We start from the raw sequence: 17,187 nt of genomic DNA, 5'->3' as shown, positions 1-17,187 counted from the left end.
GTAAGATAAAAAGACAAACTTCAGCTTGTAGCAAAAAACGTTGAGCAACACTGTCCTAGTGTCCTCAACGTTTTTTATAATTTCATTCGTTAAATTAAATTAGATAAAACATAACCGTCTATAACCAACCGTTATTTACTTTTATATATATTTTTTTCATAATTTCTGTTGTTAAAATATAGCCTAAAACTATGACGACAAGCCATGGCCAATAGTTAGATGGCAAGGATAAAAAGTCAAAATACTGATTGAGGGAAGTCCCGACAATCAACAAGCCCGTACCGCAAGCCAACACGCTGGCAATCGTCAAAGCCATGCTTGCACGGCTTTGGATGAAAGATAATTTTGAAGTTCTTAAAATATGGACGACAAAGATTTGAGTGAAAAGTCCCACAACGAACCAGCCTGCTTGAAATAACCCTTGCTGGGCCACTGTATTAGCACCGAACACGGTCCACATCAAAGCGAACGTCAAGATGTCAAAAATACTGCTGACAGGCCCAAGAATCAACATAAAACGCACAAGACTCTTGAGATTCCAAGTGATCGGCTTCTCCAATTCCACCTCATCCACATGATCCCATGGTGTCGTCAGTTGTGCCAAATCGTACACCAAGTTTTGAACTAGCAACTGAAGGGAAAGCATCGGCAAAAATGGCAGAAATATACTGGCAACTAATATTGAAAAAACATTCCCAAAGTTGGAGCTGATTGTGATTCTGATATATTTCATCATATTGCTGAAAACTTTTCGGCCTTCGATAGCCCCTTCAGCCAATACTGTCAAACTTTTTTGCAGTAATATAATTGAACTGGCATCTTTCGTAATATCCGCAGCAGTGTCTACTGAAATCCCCACATCTGCTCTTCGTAAAGCAGGTGCATCGTTGATACCATCTCCCATGAAACCGACTGTATGACCATTTTCCTGAAGAGATTGAATAATCCGGGACTTCTGCATAGGAGACAATTTTGCAAAAAGATTAATTTCTGAGACTTTCTCTTTCAATTGTGCATCAGACATTTCTTCAATCTCTGCCCCATTAAGATACTCATCAACGGTAATCCCGACTTCTTCACACACTGTTTTTGCTACGATAGCATTATCCCCAGTCAGCACTTTCACATTTACCCCATGATTATGGAAAGAATCAATTGCAGGGCCAGCACTCTTCTTAGCAGGGTCGAGAAAACCAACGAAACCTATTAAAATCATGTTTGACTCATCTGCCACACTATAGACTGGAGATTTATGAATATTTTTCTGATAGGCTACTGCGATAGTACGCATCCCCCGCTGGTTCATATGATAACTGACTTCTCGCATGCCTTGCTGCAATTCCTCTGTCAGCGGAACAACTTCCCCGCCGATTTCCACGTGTGTATAAACATCTTCCATCTCTTCTAGGGCACCCTTGGTTACCATCAGATGTTCATTGTCTCTTTCCACAATCACACTCAGACGACGACGAGAAAAATCAAAGGGCAGCTCATCTACTTTGGTAAAGTCGTCATTTTCTTTTTTGGGACGATTTTTATCGTAGTATGAAATCACCGCATAGTCGATCAAGTTTTTCCAACCTGTTTGATAAAAAGAATTGATATATGCTGCATCCAAGACTGATTCGTCTGCTTTTCCCTCAGGATTCACATACTCCACAAGGACAACTTTGTCTTCTGTGATGGTCCCCGTTTTATCTGTACACAGAACATCCATGCCGCCTAGATTTTGAATAGCATTTAATTCTTTTACTATAATTTCCTTTTTAGATAAAGCCAGTGCCCCTTTGGCCAAATTGCTCGTCACGATCATTGGGAGCATTTCAGGTGTCAGACCTACAGCTACGGCAATAGCGAAAAAGAACGCTTGGCTCCAATCCCCTTTTAATAACCCATTCAATAATAAGACCACAATAAAAAACACTGCCACTAAACGCAACAACAACTTACTTACTTGAGTGATACCTTTTTCGAATGCTGAACTCTCTCTTGTGGAAGAAGCAGTTTTAGCAATATCTCCAAAAAATGTATTGCCACCCGTCTGCATAATCAACACAATTCCCTCGCCGCTTAGTACATCTGTGCCCATAAATACTAAGTCGGACATTTCCAAAACTGTCTGATTTTCTTGGATTACTGCACGTTTTTTTTCATCGACCAGTGCATATTTTTCTACCGGCAGAGATTCTCCAGTCAGGGAAGATTGATTGACGAACAAGTCATTCGCCCAAATAAGCTTACCATCAGCGGGAATCATGTCCCCTGTAGCCAACCGTACGATATCCCCCGGCACCACTTCGTCCATGGGAATTTCATAAGTTTCTCCTTCACGGGTGACTGCACACGTGTTTTCAATCATTTCTTTCAATTCAAAACTGGCCTTTTGTGCCCGCACATCTTGTACAAATTGAATAAACACACTGGCAAAAATCATTATCCCCATGATGATGACTGCATCATAATCTTTTGTTAGTGCTGAAATCACCAATAATAATATCAAAACATAAACAAATGGATCTTTGGTCGCATTTATAAGCAGCTTCCAGAGAGGAACCGGCTGTTCTGTAGCAACGATATTAGGCCCGTATTCTTCCAAGCGGGTATCTGCATCTGCTTTCGATAATCCGTTCTCGCTGGAACGAAACGTCATCATCAGCTCACGTTTGCTTAATTTCACAAGCTTATGAAAATCATACTGACTTGCTACTTTTTTATTGATCATAAGTTTTTTCATGCCAGTTGTTTCTACATTCTTTTTCATTCTCGTTTTCCTCCTTAAATTAGCAGGAAAACAATTCTCTGCCTCCCTATTTTTTCCCACAGGATAAGCACAAAATTGCTTCCTGCTTCCTTCGTTCATCTGGGTTTTCTTTGGTTACGCACTGAGAATACATCTAACTCATCTCCCTCTTAAAAATTCTAAATAAAAATGCACCCTCGAATTTGAGAGTGCATGCAAAAATCATTAACAGTAACCTCAAAGTCGAGCTTTAGCACTACATGGCTTAGAAGTCATTACTTCAGCTACATTAGGAAGAGCCTTCATTCGACAATTCCAGTTGACCCATTGGCGTCTCTCGACATTTTTGGGCAGCAGCGTGTTTCCATACAGGAGCCTCACCTAACAGATTTTTATTTAACTTTCTAATTTATTGTACATGAATTTTAGCCATTAATCAACTTCCATAGAAAATTCGCTGATTTGGTTCAAAATTCTTCCCATTTTATTGCTCATTTTTTTTTTCTATGCTAGTATATGACTAGGGGTAGTCTGTGATGTTCGCGTCATTCCATTTCAGTGTTGACCGAACATATTAGTATTATTTAGGGATTCAAAATGTTCAAATGGAAAACAAGCCTTTTCACTTGGTAGTTTGAGAGTTGAACTATGAAACCCACCTGCTTACTAGCGGGTTCAATACTACGGAGTGACTAACGGCATCAACGGATTTCCTTCCTTTTTTAAAAATCAAAGCAATTTGCCTATGCAAGTTGCTTTTTATTCTATATGTCACAATTTTAGAGGGGCTATCATGATCCGACTATTGACCAGCATCTTAATCATCGTATTGCTGTTTGTTGCTGTTATGCTGAATAAATATCATCAGAACATCAGTCATGTTTTAGGAAACGGGAAAACAGACGAACAAATTTGTACAGCTTTCAAAGGTTTTATTAATTGGTACTTTGCCCTTAGTCTTTTAGGGTTATTGTTCCTTTATTTCAATCAAAAAACCGCCACGCTTATCTATCTTGTGCTGATTATGCTTGTATCAGCTTTTTACAGTCTTAAAATTTCAAAAAATATACATCAGTCGTAAAATTTTGAATCGAGGTGTTGGTTGTGAAACAAAAGTACCAAAGGATTCTAGTGGCAGTAGATGGGTCTGAGACTGCTGAATTAGCTTTAGCCAAAGCAATACATATCGCAAAACAAAATAGTGCTAAACTAGTAATTGCACACGTAATCGATACTAGAGCTTTTCAAAATATTTCTTCTTATGATGACGACATGGCTGAACGGGCCTCCGTTATGGCACAGCAGACACTGGAGGAATATCTGCAACTTGCAAAAGAACGAGGAGTAAAAAATGTCGAAGGAGTTATTGAATTTGGTTCTGTAAAAAAGATACTCGCACACGAACTGCCAGAGAAATATCACATTGATCTGATTTTATTGGGGGCCACAGGGCTTAATTTGGTCGAACGATTCCTATTAGGTTCAGTTTCTCAATATGTGGTTAGACACACGACTTGCGATGTGCTAATTGTCAAAGATAAGGATGCGCAACCAGAGAAAACACCTGCTGAATGATGTTTCGGCAGGTGTTTCTTATTTTTAAGAATATTCAAAATTCTAAATAACTTCAAAGTTTTTTCGTTTTTTCTTAAATGATTTTTAATTTTTTGGGGTTATGATGAGCTCATAGTTCAATAATAACTTGTGGATGAACGAGGTGTTTTGACTCAAGAGGCATTTTTCCATAGAGAGTTTTGATTGTTTGATACTTTCAAAACATTGCTGAAAGTTTATTTTCTCTATCATCGAGGTGTAGGTTCGAATCCTACCGTCCACTTATATTTTCGAGAGCTCCTTAAACCTGTTGTAGCAACGTCTACAGCAATACGGGAGCTCTCGTTTTTATTTTGACTACGGTTTTGACTACGATATGTTTTTTTGTATAAAGTCTTTTAATCGAGCTTGACCATGCTTTGTTGCTTCTTTGAAAATTGAATACAGAGCTGTCGTATAAACTGATTCTTTCTGTAACGGGCATGGAAAGATTCAACTATTCATTTCAAAAAGAAGGAGACTGAACCTAGAAGCGAGACATTTTGCATAAATATATTTCTATCTACTCCTCTAAACAGAGTGAGACCATCGTTAGTCAATTCCTCAACAATTTCATAAACTATTTCAATCCACTCACTCTAAACAGAGTGAGACATGTCTTTGGTGTTTGAGGCAGAATCATATCGAATATTTCAATCCACTCACTCTAAACAGAGTGAGACGCAATATACTCAAAGCAAAATTGAAATATCTAATATTTCAATCCACTCACTCTAAACAGAGTGAGACCTAGGCTTGATGATTAAGCCTTTCTCCGGTATAATTTCAATCCACTCACTCTAAACAGAGTGAGACTTTAGTGGAAAAATAACAGTAAACGTATATTATTGTATTTCAATCCACTCACTCTAAACAGAGTGAGACTGGTGTATTTGTCTTGCTCACAGTACGACAACTCAAATTTCAATCCACTCACTCTAAACAGAGTGAGACAATGTGCAATAAGAATAGCAAACAAGTACGAAAAATTTCAATCCACTCACTCTAAACAGAGTGAGACATAATACCTTGTTAAAGGCGGTGCGATAAATGATTATTTCAATCCACTCACTCTAAACAGAGTGAGACTCAATCGCCAACCGTGTCGCTCTAAATTCCCGCATATTTCAATCCACTCACTCTAAACAGAGTGAGACCAGTGTTCAGGCAATCGATTAAGTCTGTGTCTGTTATTTCAATCCACTCACTCTAAACAGAGTGAGACATGAAATTTCTCTTCCCGATAAACCTATCGGGGAATTTCAATCCACTCACTCTAAACAGAGTGAGACCGGGTTTAATCAAACGAATCGATGATGGTGCAGGATTTCAATCCACTCACTCTAAACAGAGTGAGACCCGTTAACGAGCTTTACGACGCGCTAAAAGATGGCAATTTCAATCCACTCACTCTAAACAGAGTGAGACACTGTTACAATATTTCCAATATCATCCCCGCCAAATTTCAATCCACTCACTCTAAACAGAGTGAGACAAATGCGCGAAGCAGAACATGACATTGTTGAGTTATTTCAATCCACTCACTCTAAACAGAGTGAGACCTTTCCGAATAATAAACGTATACATCGTTGCGTAAAATTTCAATCCACTCACTCTAAACAGAGTGAGACTTAGACTGACGATTATGTAACGTAATAGAGAAAGATTTCAATCCACTCACTCTAAACAGAGTGAGACTTGATCACTGGAAAAAGTATCTGTGACCACATAGACATTTCAATCCACTCACTCTAAACAGAGTGAGACAGTGTAGAGGAAATCCATCAGCCTGAACTTTGGATATTTCAATCCACTCACTCTAAACAGAGTGAGACTCCGTAGCTATTTTTTTAGGTACATAGCCAACATATTTCAATCCACTCACTCTAAACAGAGTGAGACAGAGACGAGGTCAGACGAGAACGTGGCATGAGGTGTATTTCAATCCACTCACTCTAAACAGAGTGAGACTATATAATGTAAGATAAAAAATCGTCGAGAAATATATTTCAATCCACTCACTCTAAACAGAGTGAGACGATCAGATTTTATGAATTTAAGAAGTCTCAGAGCATTATTTCAATCCACTCACTCTAAACAGAGTGAGACACTTGGGACTAAATATATCAGGCGAGTGGAAGCTAATTTCAATCCACTCACTCTAAACAGAGTGAGACATATATAATGTAAGATAAAAAATCGTCGAGAAATATATTTCAATCCACTCACTCTAAACAGAGTGAGACCCTTTTGTATGCAGATAAAAGAGTTCTCCAGTAGATTTCAATCCACTCACTCTAAACAGAGTGAGACTATATCTTTTAGGCAGCGGTACATCATTTTTAAATTTCAATCCACTCACTCTAAACAGAGTGAGACAGATGATGATTTACCATTTTGATCGGCAAGGGGTATTTCAATCCACTCACTCTAAACAGAGTGAGACTTGATATAATCAGATTCAAAGGAGGTGTTACATTTATTTCAATCCACTCACTCTAAACAGAGTGAGACGGACTTAGGATAAATCATCAGCCCAAAGCTTTTCATTTCAATCCACTCACTCTAAACAGAGTGAGACAATCGTCAAGAATGCTAAAGGTCAAGACGAGTGGATTTCAATCCACTCACTCTAAACAGAGTGAGACAAATAAGCCAAGTTATAATCTTCCCTGAGTTTGATTTCAATCCACTCACTCTAAACAGAGTGAGACAATGCCCGATCTTATGTGTTGTCAAAAATCGCAATCATTTCAATCCACTCACTCTAAACAGAGTGAGACGCATTTTAACGCAAAAGGTGACAGCTTTTTTAAAATTTCAATCCACTCACTCTAAACAGAGTGAGACGCATTTAGCCACATTAAAAGATATGGGAAAGGATTTATTTCAATCCACTCACTCTAAACAGAGTGAGACAAAAGAAAATGGTTTTAAGGTGGCATATACGAGTAATTTCAATCCACTCACTCTAAACAGAGTGAGACCATTGGCTATCATGCAGGCGACGGCAGTGGTCCCGGATTTCAATCCACTCACTCTAAACAGAGTGAGACGTGATAAACAAAAAGGAAAGCTAGAATATGAAGCATTTCAATCCACTCACTCTAAACAGAGTGAGACAGACGGTACCAACGGCTGTGGTAGGGTTTGATACAATTTCAATCCACTCACTCTAAACAGAGTGAGACAATGTTTTGCTCAGCGATACAGAAATAGAAAAGTTATTTCAATCCACTCACTCTAAACAGAGTGAGACGTTGTTAAAACATCCTTAACTCGTTGCTTGTCCTCAATTTCAATCCACTCACTCTAAACAGAGTGAGACGAGCATTTTGAACTAAAACAATCATACCTATAACAATTTCAATCCACTCACTCTAAACAGAGTGAGACGCCATTTAAGCGTATAATATATTTCATCAGTATTTATTTCAATCCACTCACTCTAAACAGAGTGAGACCTTGAAATTTTACGGCAAACACTTTGAGTCATCTATTTCAATCCACTCACTCTAAACAGAGTGAGACGTTGCGTTTAACGGTGTGATCGTAGCAATAAACTGATTTCAATCCACTCACTCTAAACAGAGTGAGACTTGATCCGGTAGCGTACGCTAAAAAGTGTATCAATATTTCAATCCACTCACTCTAAACAGAGTGAGACTTGTATTCTGCTGACGGTACGCACAAAGTTGTCAAAATTTCAATCCACTCACTCTAAACAGAGTGAGACGATATCCCAAACGGTCGTAGAGATTAAGGACGATGCGATTTCAATCCACTCACTCTAAACAGAGTGAGACTCTTTGCCGGAAATCACCGTCAAGGCGACGGGACAATTTCAATCCACTCACTCTAAACAGAGTGAGACGTTTTAAGGAGCGTGAAAAATGGACAAAGTAAATATTTCAATCCACTCACTCTAAACAGAGTGAGACATTGAGCATTTTGAACTAAAACAATCATACCTATAACGATTTCAATCCACTCACTCTAAACAGAGTGAGACAAATATAAGCAAAAGAATCCTTTTGGTCAAAATCATTTCAATCCACTCACTCTAAACAGAGTGAGACGACACAGTTTTATTTATAGAAATTTGATTCTTACTATTTCAATCCACTCACTCTAAACAGAGTGAGACTGCAGGGACCATTACGGTTTGCTTATTTTAAATTTATATTTCAATCCACTCACTCTAAACAGAGTGAGACTGGTTAGACTTTGGACATTATGCCGAGACGATTTTTATTTCAATCCACTCACTCTAAACAGAGTGAGACGATTTGAAAAATAAGAAGCTTTACATCTATAAGATTTCAATCCACTCACTCTAAACAGAGTGAGACAGCGAAAACTCAAACTTATCATACGAATTTGCTTAATAAGTCTTATTTTTTCGCGCTTTTCTTTAAAAAATTAAAATTTACTAAGAAAACTGGTGATTATTGTTAGTTAAAACTTGTTTTCCAAGTGCGAATCACCCTATAAAAATATGTGAACATAACATTCGCACCTAAAACATTAAAGTTCCCTCAACATTATAAGAGTCTTTTATACCATAGTGTTCAATTTTATTACGATAGTTTTTTCCCAAAATATAAAAACGCAAGCTATCGTGTTCTTCATCGATAATTTCTCTTAAATCAATCTTTAACTGCGCTAAAGTAGTGGCGTCACAAACACACTCAAAAACCGAATTCTGCACTCGCTGACCATGATCTAAACATTTTTTTGCTACTTTCCTCAATCTTTTAACACCGCCTTCAGAGCTAGTTGCCACATCATAAGTGATTAATACAAACATTTCCTCTCACCTACTTCCACAAAAACGGTGGGTACTCATCCAAATCACCACGAATGTACCTAGCTAGCAATAACGCTTGTACATACGGAACAAGCCCCCAGCTGATTTTCTCTCCCAAAAAGGGATGCTGGATTTTCTGCTGTTTCTTTTCCTGCCAAGCGTTGATAAAAACTTTGCGAGTATCATCATCCATGATGACGGCACCATTTTCTTTTGTAAGAAACCCTTTGCTATTCACAACTCTTTTATTAATTAAAGTCAATACGAAGCGGTCCGCATAAACCGCTCGCAATTCTTCGATCATATCCAAAGCTAATGAAGCCCTTCCCGGCCGATCTCTGTGCAGAAAGCCGACATAAGCATCCAAGCCAACAGCTTCAATGGCAGAAGCCATATCATTCGTGAGTAAAGTATAAGCAAAAGATAACATGGCATTGACATTATCCAACGGCGGACGACGATTACGACCATAGAAATAAAAATTGTTTTTTTGCTGTAAAATCATGTCATCAAAGACTTGATTATACCTAGAGGCGGATTGCCCTTCAAAACCACGCAGACTTTCTAGATTTTCTGTTTCACGAATATCCTGTAAATTATTAAATAAATCCAAACTCACTTCTTTAAACTTAGGGACATTTATCCGCAGTTCATGGTCGCGTGTGGTCCGTTCTACCACCCAACGCTGGTTATAAACTTTTCCAATAATAAAATTACGTGCAATCAAACAACTGGCAGACTCATCATCTGAGAGACGGTACTGCTTTTTTCTTAAAACCACATTGCCCTTACTCTCACCGACCACTCGTGCCCGAAATTTTCCGGTAGTTGATAAAAAAACGATAGAAATATTACGTTGGGCACATGCATACATTAAAGCAGGACTTGCCCCAGCATAGCCTAACGTCACCACTTGTTCCAAATTGTGAAGGGGGACCCTGCCAAGAACCTCGTCTTCTTTATTCACCAAAACATTGGCACCCTCTAATGAGAGATAAGCTTTAGGCGTTGTGATAAACAGCGTGTTCAATAGTGCCCTCATTTTTTCAAAGCCCCCTCAATATAGCTTTTAACCGATTGTTTATTCATCAAGACCGGCAAACACTCATCCTTCAATGAACAATTTAGGCAAAATTTACCTGTTTTAACTTTAGGAGTGTAACGCCTTGTATAATATTGATGCATCTCAGTTAAAATACTTGTCAGTTGTTCACGATGCTCCTGTGTAAAACAAATTTTCTCTCGATGTTTTGTTTCATTATAGTAAACAAAGCCTTCTGTAATCTCACAAACCAGCATTTCTTCCAGACACATTGCCTGTGCCAGTAATTGCATCACATCCGATGTATCCCACTTTGGTTTGCCACGTTTGTATTCCACTGGATACGCCTTATACCTTTCTGAAGACTGTTTCAGCGGGATACCGTCAGGATCTTGAACAAATTCAACAACATCACATATTCCGGTAATCCCCAGTGCATAAGACTGAACCGGCATCGCTCGGACAATCAATCTGCCGCCACGTTTTTCTCTAATCAAAGGCTGATCAACTTTTTTATGCAGGTCTTGTCCTTCCACTGTTAATACATTTTCTGTCCATTGTTGTTCGATATGGATCAAAGCCCACTGTCTCCGACAAAAAACAAAATGCTGTATACCGGAAATCATCAGAAAATCATCTTCACTATAAGCCATCGATCTCTTCAACAACTAATCCCGGTAATTCTTGAATTGTAATATTAAAGTCTTCAATAGATTTTGGATTAGTGATGCCTTCTTTTACATCGACGTCGACAGAACGATGAACTTTAGCTGACGAGTATTGTCCCATTTTTGAAGAATGTTCCCACCAGTAGACTTTGTTCACTTCCATTGAGCCGTCAGGTCGTACAGATGAACTGTCATTTTCAAATAGGCTAATCAGGGTTTCTTTAATTAATTGGCTATCTTCCACAGTAAAACCAGTTTTCTCGGCCAACTGGACATTGATACTACCACTGAATGTGTACAAACCATAGTCAACAAAATGCTTCATTCCCATCGTATCAGAACCTTTTTTATCCCCAGTCACTGAATTCACACTCTTAGTAATTTGCATACTATTGATATCGATTTGATTCACACTAGTTGCCGTCCTAATTGAGACTGGTCCACGAACACCTACAGATAAGTCTATTCCTTTAAAAGCAAAGACTTGCCCAAAAGCTCGAACATCTATCCACGTTTTTGCAGCCGTTTTTGCATACGCATCAGCATCTTTAGCTTTATCTTTGGCAATTTTATTTAATTCCTCGACACCATCAGCACGATCTTTCAAACTTTTAAAGCCATCATCCGCTCGGTCATTAGATTGCACAAAAATCGGCTGCCCTAAATCCTGTAACCTGTTACGTATTTTTCGTTTCAGACACACATCTGAAACTTCTCCAAAACCTGCAAAGTTTTGGCGTGGTCTGTTGCCATTCAGCGGATCCCCGTTAGGATTAGCATTTGTTACGGAAAAAATAACCTTAAAATCAATTTTGTGATCTAGTACGCTCATTAGTCTTGCTCCTCTTTTTTATTATTTTTTGTATAAATATCCTGACGCTGGCTATAATAGCCAATCAGATACTTGCCGTTTAGTGCTTTATCATTAAAATCTTTTTCATCAAACTGTTCCGCAATTTCACCCAGTATTTTTTCATAATATACATTTTTTGTCCCTAATCTAGCTTGATAAGGAAGCAAATTTTCTTGAATGATTTTCCATGCGCTCATTGGATGCTGACTAAATGCGGTCATATAACGTTTGGCATTAGTTGTTCGGCTTTCATTTTGACTTGCCAATGCACTTCTTTCCAATACATCTGCCACAGCCAGCATTCGGCCAAATAAGTAATTTCGATCTGTACTTTCCCTGTTTAACGCCATACTTATCTCCTCCTCATTTCTTTGTTGAAAAAATTTCCGAACCATACTGCAGGCCGTAGTCAATGTCCGCTCCCATTCCCATTCTTCCATTCCTTGAGGTCTAGATGAGCGGTTGACAAGTAATTGTACAATATCTCTAGGGACTGGCCTGCCTTCTACGATAGAGGGTAACAACCGCGACATCGTATTTTTGATAATTTGATCGCTTGCTTGCGAACCATAAGCAGCTTTTGCTATGTCTCGATTCGTGGGTGCCCCGTAGTAAAAAGTCATTTCCTTATTCTCATTACGCCGATAAGCGTGGCGCCAACTACAGGATTCATGCCAGTGTCTGATCCTCTCCAAATATAAATCTGCTTCAAAATTCTGATAGTAAACAATAGACATTCTGCCAGGGGTTGCTGCATCTAAAACCAAAATAGATACTCGTTCTTCAGTGGCTAAATAATGCTGATAGCCATCTATAGCTTGTCTGAATTGTTTAGCAAACACACTATGGGTGTCATCTGTAACTTCTTTTTGAGTCACCGGTTCAATTTCGAGTTGCTCTAAAAATGAGTCCATAGGGTCGAGAATCTCTACAGTTTTTTTCCCCCATGTTAAAAATACCCGGCCGTCGATTGTTTGTGCCTGTTTAGTAATTAGCCACTTCAATGCATTGTGAGCTTTTTGAGATGTATCATACCCTACGGTTGCCACCTGTTCTTTTGATGAAAAACGTCCTCTAAACGTATAACCTGAACTGTCATTTCCAGAGATTATTTTTGCCATATCGCCCCCATAACGGATTTTAGAGGCATGCTTGTCTGTGAGTGGCTGGCTTATTCCAGTAATGTAGCACAATCCGGACTCCTCTATTTTGTCTTGATAAAAATCAACAAAGGATCGAAACATCTGCGGATCTTCCCAAGCTTTCAGCGTTTGATGCTCCAAATCAAAGATACCGAAACGTACAAAGGCACTCATTTGGTCTCCCGTTAAAACTTTAAAAATTTCGGGTTTTTCCTTGCCTTCCACCTGATGTTCTTTGGTCCATTTAGGTATCAGCTCCCCGTTTTTTTCATGTAAAACACCTTGAGCTATCAAGTCTTTAATCAAGTGTCCTTCTTTCAGATATGTATAAATCGCATGAATCGTCCGATTGCCCTCATCATATTCGCACCACTCTTTTAATTGAACCAAATAATCCTGATATGAAGTTGCATTCTTTTTAATCTTACCACCATATTCAGAAAAATCTCCTGCCACATACATCAACTTGTCATGCAACGGATGGGGAACTGGACCACTAGAACGGGTTGAGGAATCAATCGTACATGGAATAATCGTATTTCCCTGCTCTTTAGGAATCACTTCCGCTGAGATAAAATTCCCTTGAAAATCTAAACTTACCTCAATTTGTGCCGTTTGATACACATGACTCACAGGCAGCAAAGCATAGTCAGTACCAAATCTATTTTTTCCAACTTTACCGATTTGCCCGCTATTTTCTTCATAGGTTTCGTATAAATCAAGCATCCATCCCATTGACTCACCTTCTTTCAATTTCTTTACGGTACAGTTCATCAACCGATTCAAAGGAGGAGAGAGAAAATTCTTTTCCACTCATTTTTTTCAATCGTCTTTCGATAGGACATTCATCTGGAGAGATAAAAGAAACGTAGCCTTTATCCATCACCGGCTGCCACAGTCTTGCCTTCAGCTCATCCTCCCCTGTTTCGTTTGGATAGCCAAAACTATGGAAAATAGTCCCGAAATGCAGTTCACCAATGTAATCATCATAGAATCCTTGACCTGATCCAAACTCGCAAGGTTCCACATACCCTTGACATTCTCGAGTGCCTAAAAATATATCTCGCCGGCCTCCGACTTTTAAAGAACGTTTTAAAATTTCATAATGCTTATGTTCGTTATGATCTTGTTTTAAATCCGGGCGATAAGGATTAAAAATGAAATGCGCCTTCACTTGGTACTTCACATCTCTAAGGTAGCTGTAGATTGCCAGATTAGGCTTAGAATTATCCGTATAATTCATGGGACGAATCCCTTTTGATTCCATCTGAATCGGGTGCATGACCCGCAGTTCGTCCACCACCATTAAAATACTGGGCTTCCAATAAATGGATTCAACAACCCCCTTCAACGCCTGATATGTTGGTATTTGGTAACTACTCTTTTCCCCACCCATCCGTGTGATTGGATCCGTAAATAAAGCGTAGTCCCCAGTCAGTTCAAAACTGATTTGATTTCTAATCTTTGTCAAATTTTTTCCTCCTTTATACTCAAGTTATCTAAGAAAATATTTCGAATTATTTCAATAAAACCTCTTTAATCTTTTCTGGCTTTAAAAATTTATCATCCCCATCTGACTGTCTCCCTCAAGATTGACACCATAAACTTTATCATAAGCCCTATCCGACAAATAATAACCATCTCCCTTATAAAGAGGAAGTAACAATCCATTCTGACTTAAAACTCTAATCTCTTGATCAAAAAGATTAACGCTATACTGCTGTGCTCTCTTTAATAACTTTGTCAGCTCTGATACTTCGGGGTCACTATTCAGCAAGGCGATGATGTCATCACCCTCCTTATCATAAGGTACAACCACTGATGTTGTTTGATTATCAATCACTCTAAAATACTTGCCGATTGTTTTCATACTTGAAGTTAAAAACAGCGGATAGTTTATACCTTTATCCTGCAGCAAGGCACTTCTTAAAAATTTGTTTGAGCCTAACAAGTCAAATAAATTAGCTTCGATTTCATTGATAAAATAATTAGAATCTGTTTTAAACTCTGCATAATATTCTTGAAAATAGCGTTTCATTACAGCAGGTCCCAGCAAATCAAAGGTTTCTGATTCTCCTTCTTTTCCCTGAATATTTTTCAATGTACTGAATAATTTTTTAGTAATTGCCGCTCCGCGTTTGATTTCCAATAGTTTATCCGTATTCTCTAATTCATGACTGACATTGATGACATAAACTTCTTTGATTGGTTCACTGCCGTGACGATTGCAGCGTCCGGCGGCTTGTGCGATTGAATCCAATCCCGCCAAAGAACGGACTACATGATCAAAACTGATGTCCACACCCGCCTCAATCAATTGACTGCTAACACAGATGACGGGCTGATTATTTTTCATAAGCCCAATCATCTCTTCCAGTTGGTTTTTGCGGTGTTTAGGACACATACTGGTGCTAAGATGATAAATTGCCGTTTCTGGGAAACCCTCTAAAACCAACTGTTTATAAACTTCTCTAACTGCTTTCTTTGTATTTAGGACCACTAACAAACTTGTTGCATGTTTCATTATTTCTCGGGAAAATCCGACGATGTCAGCTTGTCCCCAAGCTTTATTCTGAGTTTTGTCAACAATCTGAACACGTTTAAATGCTTCCACCACTTTTGGCAGTTGTCGAACGATTTCAGATTCCTCCGCCAGCTCTAAACCATTCGTCACATAGTCCAATGCCGGCTGAGTAGCGGTACAGAGCAACAAACTTGTCCGCCCATAATTTTTTAAAAAATTAACTGATTCATTAAATAATGATAGACACTTGATCGGTACAGCCTGCACCTCATCAAAAATAATCGTTGCATTGGCTAAATTATGTAGCCGCCTCACATTACGGGTCCCCTTACTGTAAAAAACATTCAGGTATTGAACCATTGTAGTTAAAATAATCGGCACATCCCAGTTATCTTTAGCCAATTTTAAATTAAAATGATCTTCCTGAAAATTTGGCTCAAATTCTTGGAAGGAAAAATCATCTTCAATCACGTTGGAATGATGTTCCAGTAGATAAGTATCGCCAATAATCTCACGAATGACTTGTGCATTTTGTTCGATAATGGTTGTGAATGGTACAACATAAATAATCCGTTCTTTATTAAATTTTTTTGCATGTTGTAAAGCATAACGCAGACTTGCTAAGGTCTTTCCCCCGCCGGTCGGAATCGACAGTTGATAAATCCCTGAAGGTCTAGAGGCAAACTCAAGCGCTTGTTGCGACATTTTTTGACGCAATATATTTATCCTACTTTGTTGTGCAGTATTTTGTTCAAAACTGGATAAAAGATGTTCCAATGCCGTGAGTGAATCTGAAAAAAAACGAGTTCGATCCCAGCTTTGATCTTCTGTATCTTCTTCAAAAAGACGAGTATTCGTGCGGTCTGCATCGATCAAGCAACTAAAAAGATACTTCGTCAGTAAATCAATATCCCGTAAAAAATTTGCAGCGTCCCGCCCATAGCTTTTACTTTCATTGATAAACTCATGCAATTCTTCAATTGCCTTGGCACAGTAATTCTGTAATTCTTTTTCAGATAAAACTTCGGTCAAAAAGCGTTCCTTGGCTTTTTCAAATTCAGGAAGCTCCTTCTCGTACACCCGCCGATAGTAAGGGGTTTCCAAACTCACCGGGGAAATATAATCGTTCAATCCGCCGTGATGGGATATGATCACATTGCCAATGATTTCCGCAAGCATTTTTTCTGTGGGAGAGTCGCTGAGAAACTCCAATAAAAGTCTTCCTCCAGCAGTGGAGTGGTCCACAGTCCCCCTTTTGGATAAATCATCTGGATGTGCTACTGCTTCTCTTAAATACTCTTGAAATTCATCACTGTATTTGCCGCAATCATGTAGTACACCTGCCAATCCTGCTAAATGCCCCACCCTCAACTTACTTCCGGATTCCTCAGACAGCGCTTTCACTTCTAGCAAATGATCTCTCACAAGTTGTGTTTCACCGTCTTTTCTTCTGATATGTGCCACGTATCTCATCTATATACCGCCTTCGTCCATTTTGTTATCTAAAACCAATTCTAGCATAGTTCTGCTGCAGTATAAATGCCCTCAATCGTATAATATCATACTTTTTATCTGACAAAAAAAATTGTCAGCCATTGATGTTATTTATGATTATTTACCATAATATATTGTCCATATTATATAAAAACGAACAATAGTTTTATTGCTCCAATCGGAACTTTAAACCATATTATTTGTCAAATTAAGCTAGACAAAACAGTTTCATCTACATAACTCAAGAATACTTCCAACGGTGTTTGATAGTTCAATGATTTTCTTGGAATGTGATTGCGTTTATTCGCTACACTGGAAATG

At 38.6% G+C, this 17,187-nt stretch carries 10 protein-coding genes, 1 other RNA gene, 1 pseudogene, 1 CRISPR repeat array and 1 riboswitch; of the genes and pseudogenes, 3 read left to right on the top strand and 9 right to left on the bottom strand.

All coding sequences use genetic code 11. The annotated features are described in order from the left end of the window. Positions 1–118 precede the first annotated feature (118 nt). The gene (gene mgtA, locus CBF29_RS12205) at positions 119–2,761 is read right to left on the bottom strand and encodes a magnesium-translocating P-type ATPase (protein WP_425469903.1); all 2,643 of its coding nucleotides are present in this window, start codon (positions 2,759–2,761) and stop codon (positions 119–121) included. A 207-nt stretch (positions 2,762–2,968) separates the two neighbouring features. Beyond that, positions 2,969–3,136: riboswitch (M-box (ykoK) riboswitch) on the bottom strand. A 129-nt stretch (positions 3,137–3,265) separates the two neighbouring features. Here mgtA and ssrS point away from each other — a divergent pair. The 3 genes from ssrS to CBF29_RS12185 all read left to right on the top strand — a co-directional run bounded on the left by ssrS (position 3,266) and on the right by CBF29_RS12185 (position 4,315). After that, positions 3,266–3,455: non-coding RNA, 6S RNA (gene ssrS / locus CBF29_RS12195), on the top strand. A gap of 78 nt (positions 3,456–3,533) precedes the next feature. Further along, complete coding sequence (locus CBF29_RS12190) at positions 3,534–3,821, top strand: hypothetical protein (protein ID WP_126810000.1); 288 nt, start codon at positions 3,534–3,536, stop codon at positions 3,819–3,821. A 23-nt stretch (positions 3,822–3,844) separates the two neighbouring features. Beyond that, positions 3,845–4,315 carry a universal stress protein gene (locus CBF29_RS12185; protein ID WP_126809999.1) on the top strand — a complete coding sequence of 157 codons (471 nt, stop codon included), beginning with the start codon at positions 3,845–3,847 and terminating at the stop codon, positions 4,313–4,315. A gap of 600 nt (positions 4,316–4,915) precedes the next feature. After that, positions 4,916–8,685: direct repeats of the CRISPR family, unit length 33 nt; unit sequence ATTTCAATCCACTCACTCTAAACAGAGTGAGAC. Positions 8,686–8,852: 167 nt separating this feature from the next. Here CBF29_RS12185 and cas2 read toward each other — a convergent pair. The 8 genes and pseudogenes from cas2 to CBF29_RS12145 form a co-directional block, all read right to left on the bottom strand. Continuing rightward, complete coding sequence (cas2, locus tag CBF29_RS12180; RefSeq protein WP_126809998.1) at positions 8,853–9,143, bottom strand: CRISPR-associated endonuclease Cas2; 291 nt, start codon at positions 9,141–9,143, stop codon at positions 8,853–8,855. A gap of 10 nt (positions 9,144–9,153) precedes the next feature. Beyond that, positions 9,154–10,185 carry a type I-C CRISPR-associated endonuclease Cas1c gene (cas1c, locus tag CBF29_RS12175; RefSeq protein WP_126809997.1) on the bottom strand — a complete coding sequence of 344 codons (1,032 nt, stop codon included), beginning with the start codon at positions 10,183–10,185 and terminating at the stop codon, positions 9,154–9,156. Beyond that, positions 10,182–10,838, bottom strand: a complete 657-nt coding sequence (gene cas4 / locus CBF29_RS12170) for a CRISPR-associated protein Cas4 (protein WP_126809996.1) — start codon at positions 10,836–10,838, stop codon at positions 10,182–10,184. The genes cas1c and cas4 overlap by 4 nt, the downstream gene beginning before the upstream one ends. Further along, positions 10,828–11,685 (bottom strand): type I-C CRISPR-associated protein Cas7/Csd2, encoded by an 858-nt coding sequence (cas7c, locus tag CBF29_RS12165; RefSeq protein ID WP_126809995.1) that lies wholly within the window; start codon positions 11,683–11,685, stop codon positions 10,828–10,830. Before cas7c ends, cas4 begins: the two co-directional genes overlap by 11 nt. Beyond that, the gene (gene cas8c, locus CBF29_RS12160) at positions 11,685–13,583 is read right to left on the bottom strand and encodes a type I-C CRISPR-associated protein Cas8c/Csd1 (protein ID WP_126809994.1); all 1,899 of its coding nucleotides are present in this window, start codon (positions 13,581–13,583) and stop codon (positions 11,685–11,687) included. Before cas8c ends, cas7c begins: the two co-directional genes overlap by 1 nt. A 4-nt stretch (positions 13,584–13,587) precedes the next feature. Then, positions 13,588–14,310 carry a type I-C CRISPR-associated protein Cas5c gene (gene cas5c, locus CBF29_RS12155; RefSeq protein ID WP_126810014.1) on the bottom strand — a complete coding sequence of 241 codons (723 nt, stop codon included), beginning with the start codon at positions 14,308–14,310 and terminating at the stop codon, positions 13,588–13,590. Between the two features lie 90 nt (positions 14,311–14,400). Further along, positions 14,401–16,845 carry a CRISPR-associated helicase Cas3' gene (gene cas3 / locus CBF29_RS12150; RefSeq protein ID WP_126809993.1) on the bottom strand — a complete coding sequence of 815 codons (2,445 nt, stop codon included), beginning with the start codon at positions 16,843–16,845 and terminating at the stop codon, positions 14,401–14,403. 224 nt (positions 16,846–17,069) lie between these two features. Next, a pseudogene (locus CBF29_RS12145) lies at positions 17,070–17,187 on the bottom strand (IS30 family transposase); the annotation flags it as partial.

Source organism: Vagococcus elongatus (genome assembly GCF_003987645.1).
GTDB lineage: Bacteria > Bacillota > Bacilli > Lactobacillales > Vagococcaceae > Vagococcus_A > Vagococcus_A elongatus.
Note: the sequence above shows the minus strand (reverse complement) of the source record. Positions and strands in the feature narration are given on the sequence as shown.